The sequence below is a fragment of the Candidatus Rokuibacteriota bacterium genome (assembly GCA_016188005.1).
Taxonomy (GTDB): domain Bacteria; phylum Methylomirabilota; class Methylomirabilia; order Rokubacteriales; family CSP1-6; genus UBA12499.
This window is the reverse complement of sequence record JACPIQ010000042.1, coordinates 1-15,479: the sequence shown is the minus strand read 5'-3', so window position 1 is coordinate 15,479 and position 15,479 is coordinate 1. Positions and strand designations below refer to the sequence as shown.

Below are 15,479 nucleotides of genomic sequence, written 5' to 3'. Positions count from 1 at the left end.
TCCTCCTGGTGAGTGGTGTACTGCGGCGCGGGGAGGCTACTCGACCTCGCGCAGACGGAGCAGCTCGGGCCGTCCGTCCATGTACTCCCGCAGCTTGCGGCCGAGGGTCTTGAAGTGGTCGGCGGCCCGATGGGCCTCGACGGCGGCCTGGTCCACGTAGCGCTCGAGGAAGACGTAGGTGCCGGCCGCCTCGCCGTGGTGAAGCGCGTAGAGCGCGCACCCCGGCTCGTTGGCGTTGACCTTGGCCACGAGCTCCCTGGCCACGGCCTCGAACTCCTTGTCCATCCCGGGCTTGATCTTGATCGTCGCGACGACGGCGAGCATCGGTGTCCTCCTCCGCGAGCGGGTTCATGGGTCAGCCTGCGCCGACCGTGCCGGCGCGCCGGCGCTTGTCGTCCTGGGCCGGGGGGCTGGAGCGGATTCTACTACGATGTGCTAGACTCGGCGTCGCTCGACACGAGCGTTCCCTGGGGAGACAGCCCTCCGGACATGCAGACGCTGGCGGGAATCCGGGTTCTCGATCTGTCCCAGATGTGGGCGGCGCCGGGCGCAGCCATGTACCTGGCCGATCACGGCGCCGACGTGATCAAGGTCGAGCCGCTCGCCGGGGATGAGGGCCGACGGACGCTCACGCGGCCGCCCGTCGCGGGCGGCGAGAGCCGGGCCTTCCTGGCGCTGAACCGCAACAAGCGCGGCATCGCGCTCGACATCCGGCATCCCCGCGGGCGCGAGGTCGTCCGGGCCCTCGTCCCCCGGGTGGATGTCCTCATCCACAACTTCAGGCCGGGCGTCGCCGAGCGGCTCGGGTACGACTACCCGACGCTGCGGGACCTCAACGGGCGGCTCGTCTACGCCTGGATCACGGCCTACGGCGCCGAGGGACCATTCGCCCTGCGCCCCGGCTATGACATGCTCTTCCAGGGGCTGTCGGGCATCCTCGCCCGCCGCCGCCGGCCCGACGGGACCCCGCTGGGCTCGGGCGTCTGGGTGGCGGATTGCTCGGCGCCGATGGAGCTGGCCTACGGGATCGCGCTGGCGCTCCTGGCGCGCGAGCGGACGGGCCAGGGGCAGCTCGTGACGACATCGCTGCTGCACGCGGCGCTCGCGATGCAGCTGCCCGATCTCGTGCGGGTCGAGCGCGATGAGCCCGCCGAGGCGGGGAGCGATTACTCGGCGCAGGCGATGTATGCCCCGTACCGGTGCCGGGATGGCCGGTTTCTCATCCTCGTAGTGGTCCAGGACGAGCAGTGGCGCCGCCTGTGCGGGGCCATCGGCCGCCCCGATCTGGCCGACGATGGCCGCTACGCCACCCCACTGGGGCGCGCGCGCGAGAGCGCCGAGCTCGCCCGCGTGCTGGACGGCGCCTTCGGGACGCGAGATCGCGAGGCGTGGCTCGCCGCGCTGGCCGAGGCCGACGTCCCCTCCGCCCCGATCCTCGAGCCCGACGAGGCGCTCGACTATCCCCAGGCCCAGGCCAACGACATGCTGGCCGTCACGACGCATCCCGCCGCGGGACGGACGGTCATGGTGAGCCAGCCGGTGCGCCTCCACGGTGCCGCCCCCGCCGCCGTCCGCCCGGCGCCCCTTCTGGGCGAGCACACCGAGGAGGTCCTGCGGGAGCTCGGCTACTCGCCCGACACGATCCGCGACCTGGAAGCGCAGTGCGTGATCAGGTGCCGCCCCGGGCTCGGGCCATGAACCTCGGGACCCTGCTGCCGAAGCACGCCCGTTGCCGCCCCGACCACCTCGCGCTGGTGTGCGGCGACGACCGCCTGACCTTCCGCGAGCTCAACGCCCGCGTGAACCGCCTGGCCAACGGCCTCGTCGCCGCGGGGCTGCGGAAGGGGGACAAGCTCGCCACGGTGCTGCCCAACTGCATCGAGCAGCTCGAGATCTACCTGGCGGCGACCAAGACGGGCACCGTCGTCGTCCCGCTGAGCCCCATGCTCCAGGAGAGCGGGCTCGCCTCGCTGCTCCGGAACTCCGACGCGGTCATGGTCGTCACCACCGCGGCCTTCGCCGGCACGCTCGAACGGCTGCGCGCGGGGCTCCCAGCCATCCGCGACGATCGCTACGTCCTGGTGGACGGTGCGCACCCGGGATTCCGCTCGTACGCGGCGCTGGTGGCGGGCGCCCTCGAGAGCGAGCCGCCGGAGGCCGGGATCACTGGCAGCGACCCGTACAACATCATCTACTCGAGCGGCACCACGGGCGAGCCCAAGGGTATCGTCCACACCCACGACGTGCGGGCGGGCTACTGCACGCTCCTCGGCGCGGCGTGCCGCATGACGCCGGAGAGCGTGGTGCTGCACGCGGGCTCGCTCGTCTTCAACGGCGCCTTCATCGACATGATGCCGTGGCTCATGCTGGGCGCCACCTACGTCCTGCACCGGGCCTTCGACGCCGACGCGGTCATCGCCGAGATCGAGCGGAGCCGCGTCACGCACATCGTCATGGTGCCCTCGCAGATCGTCGCGGTGCTCCACAGCCCCGGCTTCGCCCCGCAGCGCCTGGAGTCCCTCGAGATGCTGCTCACCGTGGGCGCGCCGCTGCACGTGGAGCACAAGCAGCGGCTGAACGAGGCGCTGCCCGGCCGCTTCTACGAGCTGTACGGCCTCACCGAGGGCTTCGTCACCGTCCTCGACAGGACCGACGCCGTACGCAAGATGGCCTCCGTGGGCGTCCCGCTGGCCTTCTACGAGATGCGCATCCTGGACGACGCCGGCCGGGAAGTGCCCGCCGGTCAGGTGGGCGAGATCTGCGGCCGTGGTCCGATGATGATGGCCGGCTACTACAAGCGCCCCGATCTCACCGCCCAGGCCATCGTCGGCGGCTGGCTGCACTCCGGCGATCTCGGCTATGTGGACGAGGACGGCTACCTCTACCTCGTGGACCGCAAGAAGGACATGATCATCTCGGGCGGCGTGAACGTCTACCCACGCGACATCGAGGAGGTGGCGGTCCAGCACCCGGCGGTGCGGGAGACGGCGGTGTTCGGCGTGCCTGATTCCAGGTGGGGAGAGACGCCGGTGGCCGCGGTGGTGCTCCGCTCCGCGGGCGCGGTGTCGGCGGGCGCCCTCGCTGACTGGATCAACGCCCGCGTGGGCGCGAAGTTCCAGCGGGTGAGCGACGTGATGATCGTGGACGATTTCCCGCGGAACGTGGCGGGCAAGACCCTCAAGCGCGTCCTGCAGGAGCAGTACCGGAAGACCGGCTGAGCGGCCGGGGGCGTGGCGGCGGCGATCAGGCGCCGCTGCCCTGAAGCTCCCGGATCACCCCCCGCAGCCGCTCGGCGTCTCCGGGCTTGCGCACCGGGAGACTGAACTCGATCCGCGTCGCGAAGTCGCCGTAGCGCTCCAGGATCTTCCGTCCCAGGTCCCGGTACGTCCCCACGACGGCGATGGTCTCGACCACCTCGTCGGAGATGTGCCCGGGCATCTCCTCCCAGCGCTGCTGTGTCGACAGCCCGTGCAGCCGGTCCACCAGCCCGCCCCAGCCATGCGTCTCGAACACGGGCCGGTACGTCCGCGTGGAAGCGTAGAAGGCGATGCGCGCGCGGACGTCCTGCAGCCGCGCGGCCAGCTCCGCGTCGTCCTCCCCCACGGCCACGAGCGGGCTCAGGGCAACCTCGAACCCCTCGAGCCGGCGGCCCGTCCTCGCGGCCCCGATCTTCACGTTGGGCAGCATGACCTCCGTGATGAACCTCCGCGTCGTGATCGGGTGCGGCCGGATCCCGTCGCACGCCTCCCCGGCCAGCTGGCACATGTGCTTGTTGATGGCGGCGATATGGACCGGGATATGCGGGTGCGCGATGGGGCCCGGGTTGAAGAGCGGGACCATGACGGAGAGGTTGTAGTGCTCCCCACGGACGTCGAGCGGCTTGCCGTGCTGCCAGCACTCCCAGACCGCCCGGAGCGCCTGGATGTACTCGCGGAGCCGGGGCACGGGCGGGGCCCAGGACAGGCCGTAGCGGCGCTGGATGTGGCCCTTCACCTGCGTCCCCAGCCCGAGGATGAACCGGCCCCTGGACAGGGTCTGGAGGTCCCACGCCATCATCGCGGTGACCGTCGGGCTCCGGGGGAAGGCGATGGCAACCGCCGTGGTCAGGCTGATCCGCTCCGTCGTGCCCGCCGCCAGCGCCAGCGGGATGAAGGGGTCAGTCTTGATCTCGCCCGTGACCATGCCGTCGAAGCCGAGCTGCTCGATCTCGCGCGCCCCGTCCGGCACCGCCGCCAGGTCCAGCTTCGGGGCGCTGCGCAGGCCCGGGTCCACCTTGCCCAGCGGAAGCTGCGTCTCGACCTTCATCCTGACCTCCTCCGCGCTCCCGCGATCTCCCGCGCATGCTCTCCGGGGCGAAGACGCCGGGCCGGCGAGCCGCTCGAGCGGCTCGCAGCCGGCTCGAGTATACGACAGGCCGACCCTGCCGGGCCGCGCACGCAGCGGCTGAATTCGAGCGGTGACGCCGTCGCCAGACGATGACGCGCTCGCCTGCACGGCCCGGGGCGCTCGGGCGGGCTCGCCGCGCGCCTCCGCAGGCGGTACAATGGCGCCACCACCGAGCGATGGAGCAAGCCTTCCCGATCGTCAGACACCCCGCACCGGGGAAGCGCAGCCCGGTCCTGGTGAGCGTGCCCCACTACGGCACGCAGCCGTTGCCGCACATCACCCGCGCCGATTACCGCGAGCCCTGGTTCGAGACCCTCGCCTACGGGTTTGCCGATACCTTCGTGGGCGATCTCTACAGCGACCTGCATGAGCACGGGGCCACGGTCCTCGTGACGCCGTTTTCCCGCATGTTCGTCGACGTCAATCGCCGCCGCGACGACTTCGAGCACCACGACGGCGAGGTGCGCTCCCGCCGTGGGGTGGTGCGCACCCACACCATGCGCGATGCGGCCATCTTCACCCGCCCCCTCGGGCTCAGCGACCTCGAAGAGCGCTTGCGGACGCTCTACGATCCCTACTACTCGGCTGTGGAGCACTGGCTCGCCCAGCTGCGGCGGGCCTACGGGTATGCGATGCTCCTCGATGGCCATACCGGGAGCCCGCGCCGGATGAAGGACCATCAGGTGATCATCGGGACGCGCCACGACGCCACGTGCGCTCCCCAGCTCGCGGCGACCGTGGCGGCGGTGTTCACCCGCCACGGCTTCGAGGTGCACGAGAACGTCAGCGGCTATACCGGGGGCAACCTCGTCGCCACGTACGGTCACCCCCGGACCCGTCGCGTCCACGCCATGCAGTTGGAGATCAACGCGTCGTTGCTGATGACGACCAGCCGCGACGAGTTCATCGCCCAGGTGTCACGAGGGAGAATCCCCGAGAAGGCGGAAGAGAACATCGCCCGTGTGCGCCAGTGCCTCGGGGAGGTGCTCGCCGCCCTGCCCTCGGCTCTCGCCACCGTGCACGATTCGTAGCGCCGCGGACCCACGAACGCAGGCGAAGCGGTCACACGGGGATGACCCGGCAGGCCTCCGGCGCGATCGTCAGCCGGACCATCTCGCCGGGCTGGAAAGCCTGTCGCGGGCCCGTCGCAACCCGGAGCGTGAGGTCGGTGCCAGCGAGGCCCACGAGATAGTCCCGGGCCTCCCCCAGATAGACCTGGCGCACGATTCGCCCCTCGAAGACGTTGAGCCCGGCGCACGCCTCTCCGCCCCCTTTCTCCCCGATGGCGATCGCCTGTGGTCGGACGGAGACCACGACGGGGGCTCCGGGCTCGAGCCGCCGCCCCTCGCACCGCACGGACAGCACCACGCCACTGCACTCGACTCGATCGGGAAGGGTCAGCCGTCCCTGGAGGCAGTTCGTCCGGCCGATGAAGCCGGCAACGAACTGCGTCTGCGGCCGCTCGTAGATGTCCTCCGGAGGCCCGATCTGCTCCATGCGACCTTCGTGCATCACGGCGATCCGGTCCGAGGTGACCATCGCCTCGGCCTGGTCGTGAGTCACGTAGACGGTGGTGATCCGGAACTCGTCGTGCAGCCGTCGGATCTCGAACCGCATCTCCTCCCGCAGGTTCGCGTCGAGATTGGACAGCGGCTCGTCCAGGAGCAAGATCTGCGGCTCGACCACCAGCGAACGGGCAAGGGCGACACGCTGCTGCTGGCCGCCGGAGAGCTCGTTGGGGTACCGGCCCGACAATCCCTGGAGCCGGACAACACCCAGGATACGACTCACGCGGTCCTCGATCTCGCGCCGCGGAACCTTGCGCAGCCGCAGCCCGAACGCCACGTTCTCGAAGACCGTCTTGTGGGGCCAGATCGCATAGCTCTGAAAGATCATGGCCATGCTGCGGCGCTCCGGCGGCACGACCCTGCCGGGCTCGGACAGCACCTTGCCGTCGACCACGATGCGGCCCGCGTCCGGCTCCTGGAACCCGGCGAGCAACCGGAGCGTGGTGGTCTTTCCGCACCCTGATGGCCCGAGCAGGGACACGAACTGTCCGTCCTCGATCGTCAGGTCCACATCCCGCACCGCCCCCACCTCTCCGAATCGCTTCGTCAGCCCTTCCAGCACGACGCGCGCCATGTCTTACTCCCGTGTCGCCAGGAACTGGCGACCCACGATCCGGTATCCGATCAGCACGAGCCCGGTCGTCACAACCAGCATGACGACCCCGAGCGTCGCCAGGCGCTCGAAGTCGCCCTCCTCACTCAAGTCGATGAGCACGATGGACATCACCTTCGTGTTGGCGGAGAAGAGGAAGATGGCGGACGACAGCTCCCGCAGGGCTGCGATCAGCACCAGCAGCCACCCCCCCAGGATGCCGCGTTTGATGAGCGGCACGGTGACCTCCCGCAAGGTGAGGAACGGGCCCGCGCCGGCGATGCGCGCGGCGTCCTCCAGCTCCGAGTGCACGCTCTTCAACGCCGCGTCGCTGTTGGCGTACGCGATCGGCAGGAAGCGCGTGGTGAACGCGAGAATCATGATCCAGGCCGTGCCGTAGAGAAATAGCGGCGGTCGCGCGTACGCAGCGAGGAAGCCGATCGCGAGCACGATTCCGGGGATCACGTACGGGGCCATCGCGACATATCCGAGGAGGTGGGCACCGCGGCCGAGCCGCCGGTTCGACATGTACGCGACCAGGAACGCGAGCGCCACCGCTGCGGTGGCCGCCGCGGCGCTGAATATCAGGCTGTTGACGATCGCGCCCCGCGTCGTGTCGTGCGTCAACAGGACCCAGCGGAAGTGCTCCAGCGTGAAATTCGCCCACGTCCATCCGCGCGCCCAGGCCTTCGACAGGGACGCGCTCAGCAGCACGAGGTACGGGAGGAACAGCGACAGCGTGGCGACCAGGAGGCAGTACCCGAGGAACACGTAGCGCCAGCGGCCGAGGCGCACGATGCGCCGGGCGCCGCCCTTTCCGCCGAAGGTGGCGAAGTGCTTCCGCACCAGGAGCCGCCGCTGGACCCAGAGCAGCCCCGCCGTCATGAGCAACAGGGGCAAGGCGTAGGCAGCCGCCAGCTCGACCTTCGAGGGGAACTGGAAGAACTGGAAGAGCTGCGTCGTGATCACCTGGATCCGCGCCGGCACCGCGATGAGGAGCGGCGAGCCGAAGATGGCGACCGATTCCAGGAACGCCATGATGAACGCGGCCGCGAGGGCCGGCAGGGCCAGCGGCACCGTCACCGCCGCCATGGTCCGGAAGACGCTTGCGCCCAGGATCGCGGCGGCGTCTTCCATCTCGGAGGACATCAGCTCCAGCGCCGTGGTGGTGAAGAGGAATGCGTAGGGATACGTGTACAGCGCGATGACGACGATCAGCCCCGTCAGGGAATAGACGTTGAACGGCCCCGCGGCCGCGCCCGTCAGGGTCGTGAAGACCTGGTTGAGCCAGCCCGCATTCGGTCCGGCCAGGAGGATCCAGGCGATCGCTCCCAGGAAGGCCGGGGTGATGAAGGAGCCCAGCACGCACGTCTGCACGAGCCGCTTCAGCGGCATGTCGGTGCGCGCCACCGCCCAGGCGCTCGGCACGCCCATCAGGAGGCCGAGCACCGCCACCGCGAAGGCCACCTGCAGCGAGTTCCAGATGGCCTCGAGGTAGCGCCACGTGCCGAACGCGACGACGTAGTTCCCGAGCGTCAGGCCCTCGCCGCCGGGCCGCGAGAGCGACTTGAGCACCAGCCAGATCATGGGGTACACGACAAGCACCACCAGCACCAACGCGACGCCGCCCCAGACGAGCGTCCTGCCGCCGGTCAGGACACGCAACCGCTGTCCGGCCAGGTGAGCCCGTGCGCCGATCGCCAGCGTCGCCACGGCCGGCCCGCTAGACCCCGAACGTCGACCGGAACTTCTCGATGATCGCCGGGATGCCTGTCTTGATCTCCTCCAGGGTCGGCCTCAGCAGCTTGACATCCGTGAGCGGGCGGAGCCCCTTCGGGGGGGTGACCTCCGGCCGGAGCGGCGCGCCGCCGTTCTTGGCCAGCACCTGCGAGTACTCGACCGACATCACGAAGTCCATGAACAGCTTCGCCGCGTTGGGGTGCGGCCCCCGTTTCATGATGGCCGATGGAGCCGTCATCAACACGGAGCCGTCCTCCGGGTAGACGAGGTCCACGGGGTTTCCCTTGTTCTTGCTCTTCAGCGTGATGAAGTCAGGCCCGGCCGCGACCATCCGCTCTCCCGCGTTGAGCATCGTGACGGTATCGATGATGGAGCGCCCGATTTGCGGATTCTGCTTGGCCAGGGCCTCGAAGTACTGCCATCCGTAGAGCTTCGTCACGGCGAGTACCCACGTCGCCACGTAGCCGCTGAACGCAGGATGCCCGATGCTGATCTTGCCCTTCCACTTCGGGTCCAGGAACTCCTTCCACGTCTTCGGCGCCGTGCCCGGCGGCACCTTCTCCGAGTTGTGCGTGATGAGGATCAGTCCCACCGACGCGACCTGGTAGTAATTCTCGGGATCGAGTCCCTGGAACCGCTTGATGACCTTGTTTGCATCGACCGGTACGTACTGCTCGAGGAGCCCCTTCCCCTTCAGCCCCACGTAGTGCCCTTCCTCCGTGCTGCTGAAGACGTCGTTCGGATACACGCCGGCCTGGCTTTCCTGGAGAACACGCTGGTAGATCACGCCAGCCGTCGCCCGGACGACGTCCACGTGCACCCCGGGATACTTTGCTTCGAACGCCTTGCGCACCTGCTCGGCCGTGTCGACGTCGAACATCGACACGTACCACACGACCTTGCCTTCCTTCTTGGCGGCGTCGTACTTGGGGTCCGCGCCGACGGCCACGCCCGAGGCAGCGACCCCGAGCAACACGACGCCCACCATCACCGAGAAGCGAAGACCACCCAGCCGCTTAGCCATGGGCATCCTCCTCTTGTTCGGGCCACAAGGGCCCCTCTCTCACCTGTTCGAGATCAGATGCAGTGTCGGCAGCGCACCTTCTTGAAGATCTGCTCCTCCAGCTGAGGAGCCGCCTGCGCGTGGTTCACGAGGACCCTGATCGCCTTGGCGATGTCGGGGAGCTCGTACCGCGTCATCATGCGCCGCACGTACTCGAGCTGCTGAGGTTCGAGATCCACCTCGCACACGACTCGTCCGAACTCGTTCAGCGGTGTCTCGCTCATGGGCGCCCCGGACGCCGACCGTCGGGGTATCCCCGACCGGCGTGCCTTGGCTTCTAGGCGCTGAGCCGCGCGAAGAGCCGCATGGCATTCCCGCCCAGGACCTTCGCCTTCTGTCGATCCGACAGCGTCGTGCGAGCGGCGATCATCTCGACCGTGCCGGGGAACTTCGCGTCCCAGTGCGGATAGTCAGACGCGTAGATCAGACGATCCTCTCCCATCACTGCGAGAAAGTGCTCGACACTCGATTCGTCAGGGTCGCAGGCGAAGAAGCACTGCGGTCCGGTCATGTGCTCCCGCGGCGACTTCATGCACAACGGTACGTGCTGGCGAAGCTTCTCGAAGCGCTCGTCCAGCCGCTCCATGAACCACGGCACCCATCCGCACCCGGACTCGAGGAACGCAAAGCGGACTCTTGAGAACCGGTCCAGCACGCCGCCTCCGATGAGCGCGCCCACGGCCCGCTGCTGCTCCATGGGGTGCTGCATGCTGTGGAGCAGAAAGAAGTTGTTGCCCAGCTCGAGGGTCCCCAGCGGGTACGGGGGCCGCGCGGTCCCCGCGTGGACGCAGATGGGCAGGTCCTGCTCCTGGGCCTCCGTCCAGAGGGGGGAGAAGAACGGGTGGTCGAGGTTCTTGTCGTCCATGTGGCCCGAGACGCAGATCCCCACAACCCACGGCTCCTTGGCGCACCGGCGGATCTCCTTCACGGCGAGATCCATGTCCCGCATCGCCACCATCATCACGCCCTTGAGCCGCTTGGGATACGGGGCACAGTGGTCAGCCATCCAGCGGTTGTAGGCCGTGAGCATCGCCGCCTCGAGCTCGATGTTTTCCAGGGCGCACAGGCTGGTGGCGAGCGACGGGAAGCAGACCGCAACGTCGATCAGGTCCGTGTCCATGTCCTTGACCCGGACGTGGGGATCCCGGTCACCGCCCGGCAGCATCCTGGAGTTCTCGCTCGGCCGCGGCACCTCGTCGGTCGCCTCCGGCACCCCCAGCGGCTTGCCGACATTCAGCATCTTGTATGGCCGCCCCTTGGGGACGAGATCCCGCCACTTGGGGTCGGTGTACTCGCGGTAGAGCGAGAGCGGCTCGACCACGTGTCCGTCTGCGTCGATCACGTAGTACTTGTCCATTCGCGGGCTCCTTTCGTCGAAATCGTTCCGCGCCGGCCCCGGCGCATGCCGCCGGGGCCGGCGCTACAGATCCTGGAAACCGCTCATAGACATCGCGTCGCCCCACCGTCCACGTGGAGAATCGCCCCGGTGACGAAGCTCGCCCGCGGCGAGGCGAGGAACGCGATCACGGCGGCGATCTCCGCGGGACTTGCCGCCCGCCCGAGCGGGACGTGAGCGAGCCAGCGGCGGCGGACCTCCTCTGTCGAAACGCCCTGCAGCCGCGCCTCCGTCTCGAACACCGACTGCAGCCGACGCGTCTCGACCGGGGCCGGGTTGATGCCGACGACGCGGATGCCGTGGCGGGCCTCTTCCTGGGCGAGCCCGAGCGTGAAGTTCATCAGCCCCGCGTTGGCCACGCCCGCCGGCAGGGCGTGCCCGTCCGGCTGCTTGCCCCGGTGCCCGATGACGTTGACGATCGTCCCCCCGCCCTGGGCACGCATCCCCGCCAGGACTTCACGGCAGCAGCGGATCTGGCCCATGAGCTTGAGCGCAAGGCTGTCCTCCCAGTCCTCCTCCGTGAGCCGGAGAAAGTCACCGCCCTTGGCCGCCCCGACGGAGTTGACCAGGATGTCGATCCGGCCCAGCCGCCCGGTCACCGCGCTCACCATCGCCGTCACGTCGGCCGGGCGCGTACAGTCGGCCGTGACGGTCACGGGCCGCCGCCCGGTCTCAGCCTCGATCGCAGCCGCCGTCTCATCCAGGACTGCCGGCTCCCGGGCTGCCACCGCGACGCGCGCTCCCTCGCGACAGAGTGCCAGCGCCGCGGCACGCCCGATCCCGCGGCTGCCGCCGGTGATCAGGCAGCACTGGCCCTCAAGCCCGAGATCCATGCCCCGCCTGAGTCCGCCACCCGTAGCCGGCGAGCCGGTCTTCGTCCATGTCGACGCCCAGGCCTGGGAGATCGGGGACCCGCACGCTCCCGCCGACGATCTCCGGTGGATTCACGACGACCTCGCCCGCCATCTTGAGGGGCCCGACGGCCTCGCACCCCTCGATGATGGCCGGGGCCGCGGCGGCGACGTGCACCTCGGCCAGCGTACTCACCCACAGGCCGAAGCCGTGTCCCAGGACGACCCGGAGTCCGGCGGCCTCCGCGACCGCCACCAGCTGGAGCGTGCGCAGGAGGCCCCCCTGCTTCATCACCTTGACCTTGATGAGGTCTGCCGCCTCGTGTCGGATGATCTCGATCACGCTGCGCCCGTCCCGCACGCTCTCGTCCGCCATGATGGGGATCGGGCTCGCACGCCGCACCCGGGCGAGACCCGGCAGATCTCGCCGGGGCACGGGCTGCTCGAACAGCACCAGGTCATACGGGGCCAGTCCCTGCGCCAGCCGGATGGCCCCGTCCACGTCCAGCCCCTCGTTGGCATCCACCCGCAGGCTCATTCGCCCGCCCACCGCCTCTCGCACGGCCGCCACACGGGCCACGTCGTCCTCGAACCGTCCCCCGACCTTGATCTTCGCCGACCGGAACCCCTGGGCGCACCATCCGGCCGCTTCGCTGGCCGCCTGAGCCGCCGGCACGGCCCCGATCCACGCGTTCAGCGCCACGCGCTCCCGCACCTGCCCGCCCAGCAGCGACCAGACCGGCACCCCGAGCGCCTTCCCCTTGATGTCCAGGAGCGCCATCTCCAGGAGCGCGTGGGCCTCCTTGTCGTGGGGCCGCTGGCCCTCGAGCCGCTCGAGCGCCGCAGTCACGTTCAGCGGGTCGAGGCCGACGATCGCCGGCGCGAGGGCATCGTCCACGCTGGTGAGCACCTGGTCGACGGTCATCTCCGAATAGCCCGGGGCGGGGTCGACGTTCCCCCATCCCACCAGGCCCTCGTCGGTGTCCACGCGCGCGATCACGCTCCGTTGGACGGCCAGCGAGCCATGGGCCGTGGTGAACGTGTTGCGGAGGGGAATCTCGACGATGCCGGCTGCGATGGTCGTAACCTTCATGTGTCAGCTCCTGGCCGCCCGACCTCTTCGTCGGGCACGTCGCGGCTCATCAGGTCAGCCGCACCGGGGGTGCACCCAGCCGCGCCCACAGCGCGGGCTCGTGTCCCGGGACGAGCATCACGCCCTCGGCATCGAGGCGCCGGAGGCGCTCGAGACTGCTGGCAGTCTCGTCGCCGTTCCAGACGTTGTCCGACAGCAGGCGGTGCTCGAGGGTGGCGTACGTGTAGGCGGCGTCGGCACACAAGGCCACGCGGCGGCCGCTCTCGAGGTCGACCAGCAGTGACTGGTGCCCGGGCGTGTGGCCGCGAGTCGTCATGGTGCGCACGCCGGGCGCGATCTCCTGGTTCCCCTCGATCAAGTCGTACGTGAGCGGCAGGTCGAAATGGTTCGCCATGTACCCGCCGCCGACGCACCCCGACGGTTCGCGCGCGAAGGCCATCTCGGCGCGCTGCGCCACGATCGGGCAGTGGCGGAACAGGCGGTTGCCCCCGCAGTGATCCCAGTGGAGGTGCGAGTTCACGACCACACGGATCTCCTCGGGGTTCACGCCCACCTCGCCGAGCCGATGACGGACGTCGTCCTCGGGCACCAGCCTGGGCTGGATCGTCTTCGCCCGCTCGCCCCACGTGCCCTCGGGATCATGGAGGCCTTCGCAGTTCATCCCCGTGTCGAACAGGAGCCACCCGTCACGGGTGTCCACCACGGCCATGGGAATCGGGGTGAGAACGCGCTCTCCCGCGATGCCGACGCCTGCGTTCAGGACACTCCGCTCAACGGAACACCAGCCGCCACTCATGAGGTAGAGCGCACGGGCCGTTCGGGGCGGGCCCACGGCCAGACTACTTCGGGCCGCCGAAGCCTCGCTCGAGCCTGTCCACCAGGTCGTTGAGCTCGAGGACGTACTGCTCGACCTCGCCCGTGCCGCCGTCCTTGAGGTGCCCGTAGCGGCGCTGGCCACGCAGGTATTCACCCAGGTTGTCTCCGAAGCCGTCGCGGGCAAAGGGAATCGTGCGGCGAAAGCCGTCGTCGCCCCATTCCCAGAGCGGCCAGATGCCGGAGGTGACGCCGAGTCGCGTGATGTGGGCCGACTGGTCGTCGTCGTACCCCCAGTTCACGTTGCACGGAGTGAAGAGCTGGATGAAGGCGGGCATCTCGCGCAGCCCGCGCTCGATCTTCTTGATGAAATCGGGCAGGTGCGACGTCGACGCGGTGGCGGTGTAGCGGGCCCCGCTGAATTTGATCATCATCGCGGGCTGCTTGCGCACCACGCTGCGGCCGTCGGGCTTGCTCACACGCCCGCTCGGCCGGGTGCTGACCCGGGCGAGCAGGTCGGTCATGCCCGTCGCGTGGCTGCCGCTGGAGGCATAGGCCTGGTTGTCGCAGATGATGTGCAGGTAGGGATAGCCCAGCTGGAAGGCGCCCGTGAAGTCATCGAATCCCATGTCGAGCTGCCCGTCGCCATCGATGACGACCACGGGCCGGTCGATCCCCCGCATCTCCATGGCCAGCCGGAGCCCCACGCAGGCGCTGTCGTGGGTGCCGATGCCGCTCCGCTGGAGGATGTCGCGACCGATGCCGCAGCCCTGGCCGAACATGATGGGCTCCGTGCCCTCCCGGTCAGCGACCTGGAACACGATCTGCATCACGAGCTTGGCGGCGAGGTTCGACGGGCACCCGGGGCACTGCCCGGCGTCGATGTTGCGGTACGCGCGTTGGTCAGCGGTCTCGAGCACCATTTTCATGGACATGCCCTCACTCCTTCTCGCCCTTGGCGACACGGAAGCGCCAGGCCAGCTCCTCGCCACGTCCCGTCCGGGCCGCCTCGAGCCCCTCCAGGGCCAGCTCGCGCATGTCGTGACTCGTGAAGTTCCTGCCCCCAAGCGCGATCACCCGGCCCAGGACGAGCGGGGCCCCGGGCTGCCCGTACAGCGCCGACCGGAGCTCGTGGTACATGAGGTAGACGGGGTTGCGATCCAGCGCCAGCACCACCTTGGCGCCGACGCACGCCGCGCGTACCTCTTCCAGGGGGAACGGGCGGAGCGTGCGGAGCTTGAGCATCCCGACCCGCCGGCCGTCGGCGCGCAGCGCGTCGATCGTGTCCCGCGCCACCGTGGCCACGTTGCCCATGACCGCCAGCACCACCTCGGCATCCTCGGTCTGGTAGCCCTCGGCCAGGCCGCCATACCCGCGCCCGAACACCTGGACGAACTCCCGGTGCGCGGCGCGGATCTTCTCCCTGGCCGTCACGTTGAGGGCCCGGTCGACGTTGGCGCGAAGCTCCATGTATTCGGCCGACCACCCGGCCGAGGTCGTCCGCCGGCGGCCGTAGAGCTCGCGCAGATTGGTCTCGAGCACGTCGAGGCCCGGCGGCAGCGTGTAGCGCGGCAGGAAGGCATCCACCTGGGCCTGGGTCGGCACCGTGAGCGGGAAGCTCGCGTGGGACACCTCCCAGCCGGCGTAGGTGACAAACGCGGGCAAGAGCACCTCGTGGTCCTCCGCGACGCGGTACGCCTGCAGCGTGGTGTCGAACACGTCCTGCGCGTTCTCGCAGTAGAACTGCAGCCAGTGCGCGTCCCGGAAGATGATGGTGTCATGGTCGTCCGTGACGATCACCGTCGGCGGCTCCATGGCCCGGTGGGCGACGTGGACCACGATCGGCACGCGCCCGTACGCGGCCCAGAAGAGCGGCTGGTACGCGAAGACGAGCCCCTCCGAGTTCGTCGCGAAGCTCGTGCGCACGCCGGCCTGCGTCGCCACGATCTGGGCATTGACGACGCTCCGCTCGTTCTC

Annotated in this window: 15 protein-coding genes; 3 read left to right on the top strand and 12 right to left on the bottom strand. The window is 69.4% G+C overall.

Features of this window, described 5'->3' with window-relative positions; genetic code table 11:
* Positions 1–36: 36 nt before the first annotated feature.
* Positions 37–324 (bottom strand): antibiotic biosynthesis monooxygenase, encoded by a 288-nt coding sequence (locus HYV93_08570; GenBank protein ID MBI2526019.1) that lies wholly within the window; start codon positions 322–324, stop codon positions 37–39.
* Between the two features lie 165 nt (positions 325–489).
* On the opposite strand from HYV93_08570, the gene HYV93_08565 reads away from it, so the two are divergent.
* Together HYV93_08565 and HYV93_08560 are read left to right on the top strand one after the other, a co-directional pair.
* Positions 490–1,698 carry a CoA transferase gene (locus HYV93_08565; GenBank protein ID MBI2526018.1) on the top strand — a complete coding sequence of 403 codons (1,209 nt, stop codon included), beginning with the start codon at positions 490–492 and terminating at the stop codon, positions 1,696–1,698.
* Positions 1,695–3,218, top strand: a complete 1,524-nt coding sequence (locus HYV93_08560) for an acyl--CoA ligase (protein MBI2526017.1) — start codon at positions 1,695–1,697, stop codon at positions 3,216–3,218. The genes HYV93_08565 and HYV93_08560 overlap by 4 nt, the downstream gene beginning before the upstream one ends.
* 25 nt (positions 3,219–3,243) lie before the next feature.
* Here HYV93_08560 and HYV93_08555 read toward each other — a convergent pair whose 3' ends face one another.
* Positions 3,244–4,305 (bottom strand): TIGR03617 family F420-dependent LLM class oxidoreductase, encoded by a 1,062-nt coding sequence (locus HYV93_08555; protein MBI2526016.1) that lies wholly within the window; start codon positions 4,303–4,305, stop codon positions 3,244–3,246.
* A gap of 317 nt (positions 4,306–4,622) precedes the next feature.
* Here HYV93_08555 and HYV93_08550 point away from each other — a divergent pair, with 317 nt between their 5' ends.
* On the top strand, positions 4,623–5,417 hold the full coding sequence (locus HYV93_08550; protein MBI2526015.1) for an N-formylglutamate amidohydrolase: 795 nt from the start codon (positions 4,623–4,625) through the stop codon (positions 5,415–5,417).
* 31 nt (positions 5,418–5,448) lie between these two features.
* Here HYV93_08550 and HYV93_08545 read toward each other — a convergent pair whose 3' ends face one another.
* From HYV93_08545 to HYV93_08500, 10 genes are all read right to left on the bottom strand, one after another.
* On the bottom strand, positions 5,449–6,528 hold the full coding sequence (locus HYV93_08545) for an ABC transporter ATP-binding protein (protein MBI2526014.1): 1,080 nt from the start codon (positions 6,526–6,528) through the stop codon (positions 5,449–5,451).
* A gap of 3 nt (positions 6,529–6,531) precedes the next feature.
* A complete protein-coding gene (locus HYV93_08540; GenBank protein MBI2526013.1) occupies positions 6,532–8,133 on the bottom strand; it encodes an iron ABC transporter permease in 1,602 nt (533 codons plus the stop codon).
* Between the two features lie 136 nt (positions 8,134–8,269).
* Positions 8,270–9,310, bottom strand: coding sequence for an extracellular solute-binding protein (locus HYV93_08535; protein ID MBI2526012.1), 1,041 nt, complete (start codon positions 9,308–9,310; stop codon positions 8,270–8,272).
* Positions 9,311–9,363: 53 nt separating this feature from the next.
* Entirely contained in the window at positions 9,364–9,573 is a 210-nt protein-coding gene (locus HYV93_08530) for a hypothetical protein (protein MBI2526011.1), read from the bottom strand.
* A gap of 53 nt (positions 9,574–9,626) precedes the next feature.
* Positions 9,627–10,706: an amidohydrolase gene (locus HYV93_08525; GenBank protein ID MBI2526010.1), complete on the bottom strand. Its 1,080-nt coding sequence runs from the start codon at positions 10,704–10,706 to the stop codon at positions 9,627–9,629.
* A gap of 83 nt (positions 10,707–10,789) precedes the next feature.
* Complete coding sequence (locus HYV93_08520) at positions 10,790–11,578, bottom strand: SDR family oxidoreductase (protein MBI2526009.1); 789 nt, start codon at positions 11,576–11,578, stop codon at positions 10,790–10,792.
* Positions 11,562–12,689, bottom strand: a complete 1,128-nt coding sequence (locus tag HYV93_08515; GenBank protein ID MBI2526008.1) for a hypothetical protein — start codon at positions 12,687–12,689, stop codon at positions 11,562–11,564. The genes HYV93_08520 and HYV93_08515 overlap by 17 nt, the downstream gene beginning before the upstream one ends.
* A gap of 49 nt (positions 12,690–12,738) precedes the next feature.
* Positions 12,739–13,521 (bottom strand): N-acyl homoserine lactonase family protein, encoded by a 783-nt coding sequence (locus tag HYV93_08510; protein ID MBI2526007.1) that lies wholly within the window; start codon positions 13,519–13,521, stop codon positions 12,739–12,741.
* A 7-nt stretch (positions 13,522–13,528) separates the two neighbouring features.
* A complete protein-coding gene (locus HYV93_08505) occupies positions 13,529–14,437 on the bottom strand; it encodes a hypothetical protein (GenBank protein MBI2526006.1) in 909 nt (302 codons plus the stop codon).
* A 4-nt stretch (positions 14,438–14,441) separates the two neighbouring features.
* On the bottom strand, positions 14,442–15,479 hold a 1,038-nt coding region (locus tag HYV93_08500; protein MBI2526005.1), incomplete at its 5' end, for a hypothetical protein.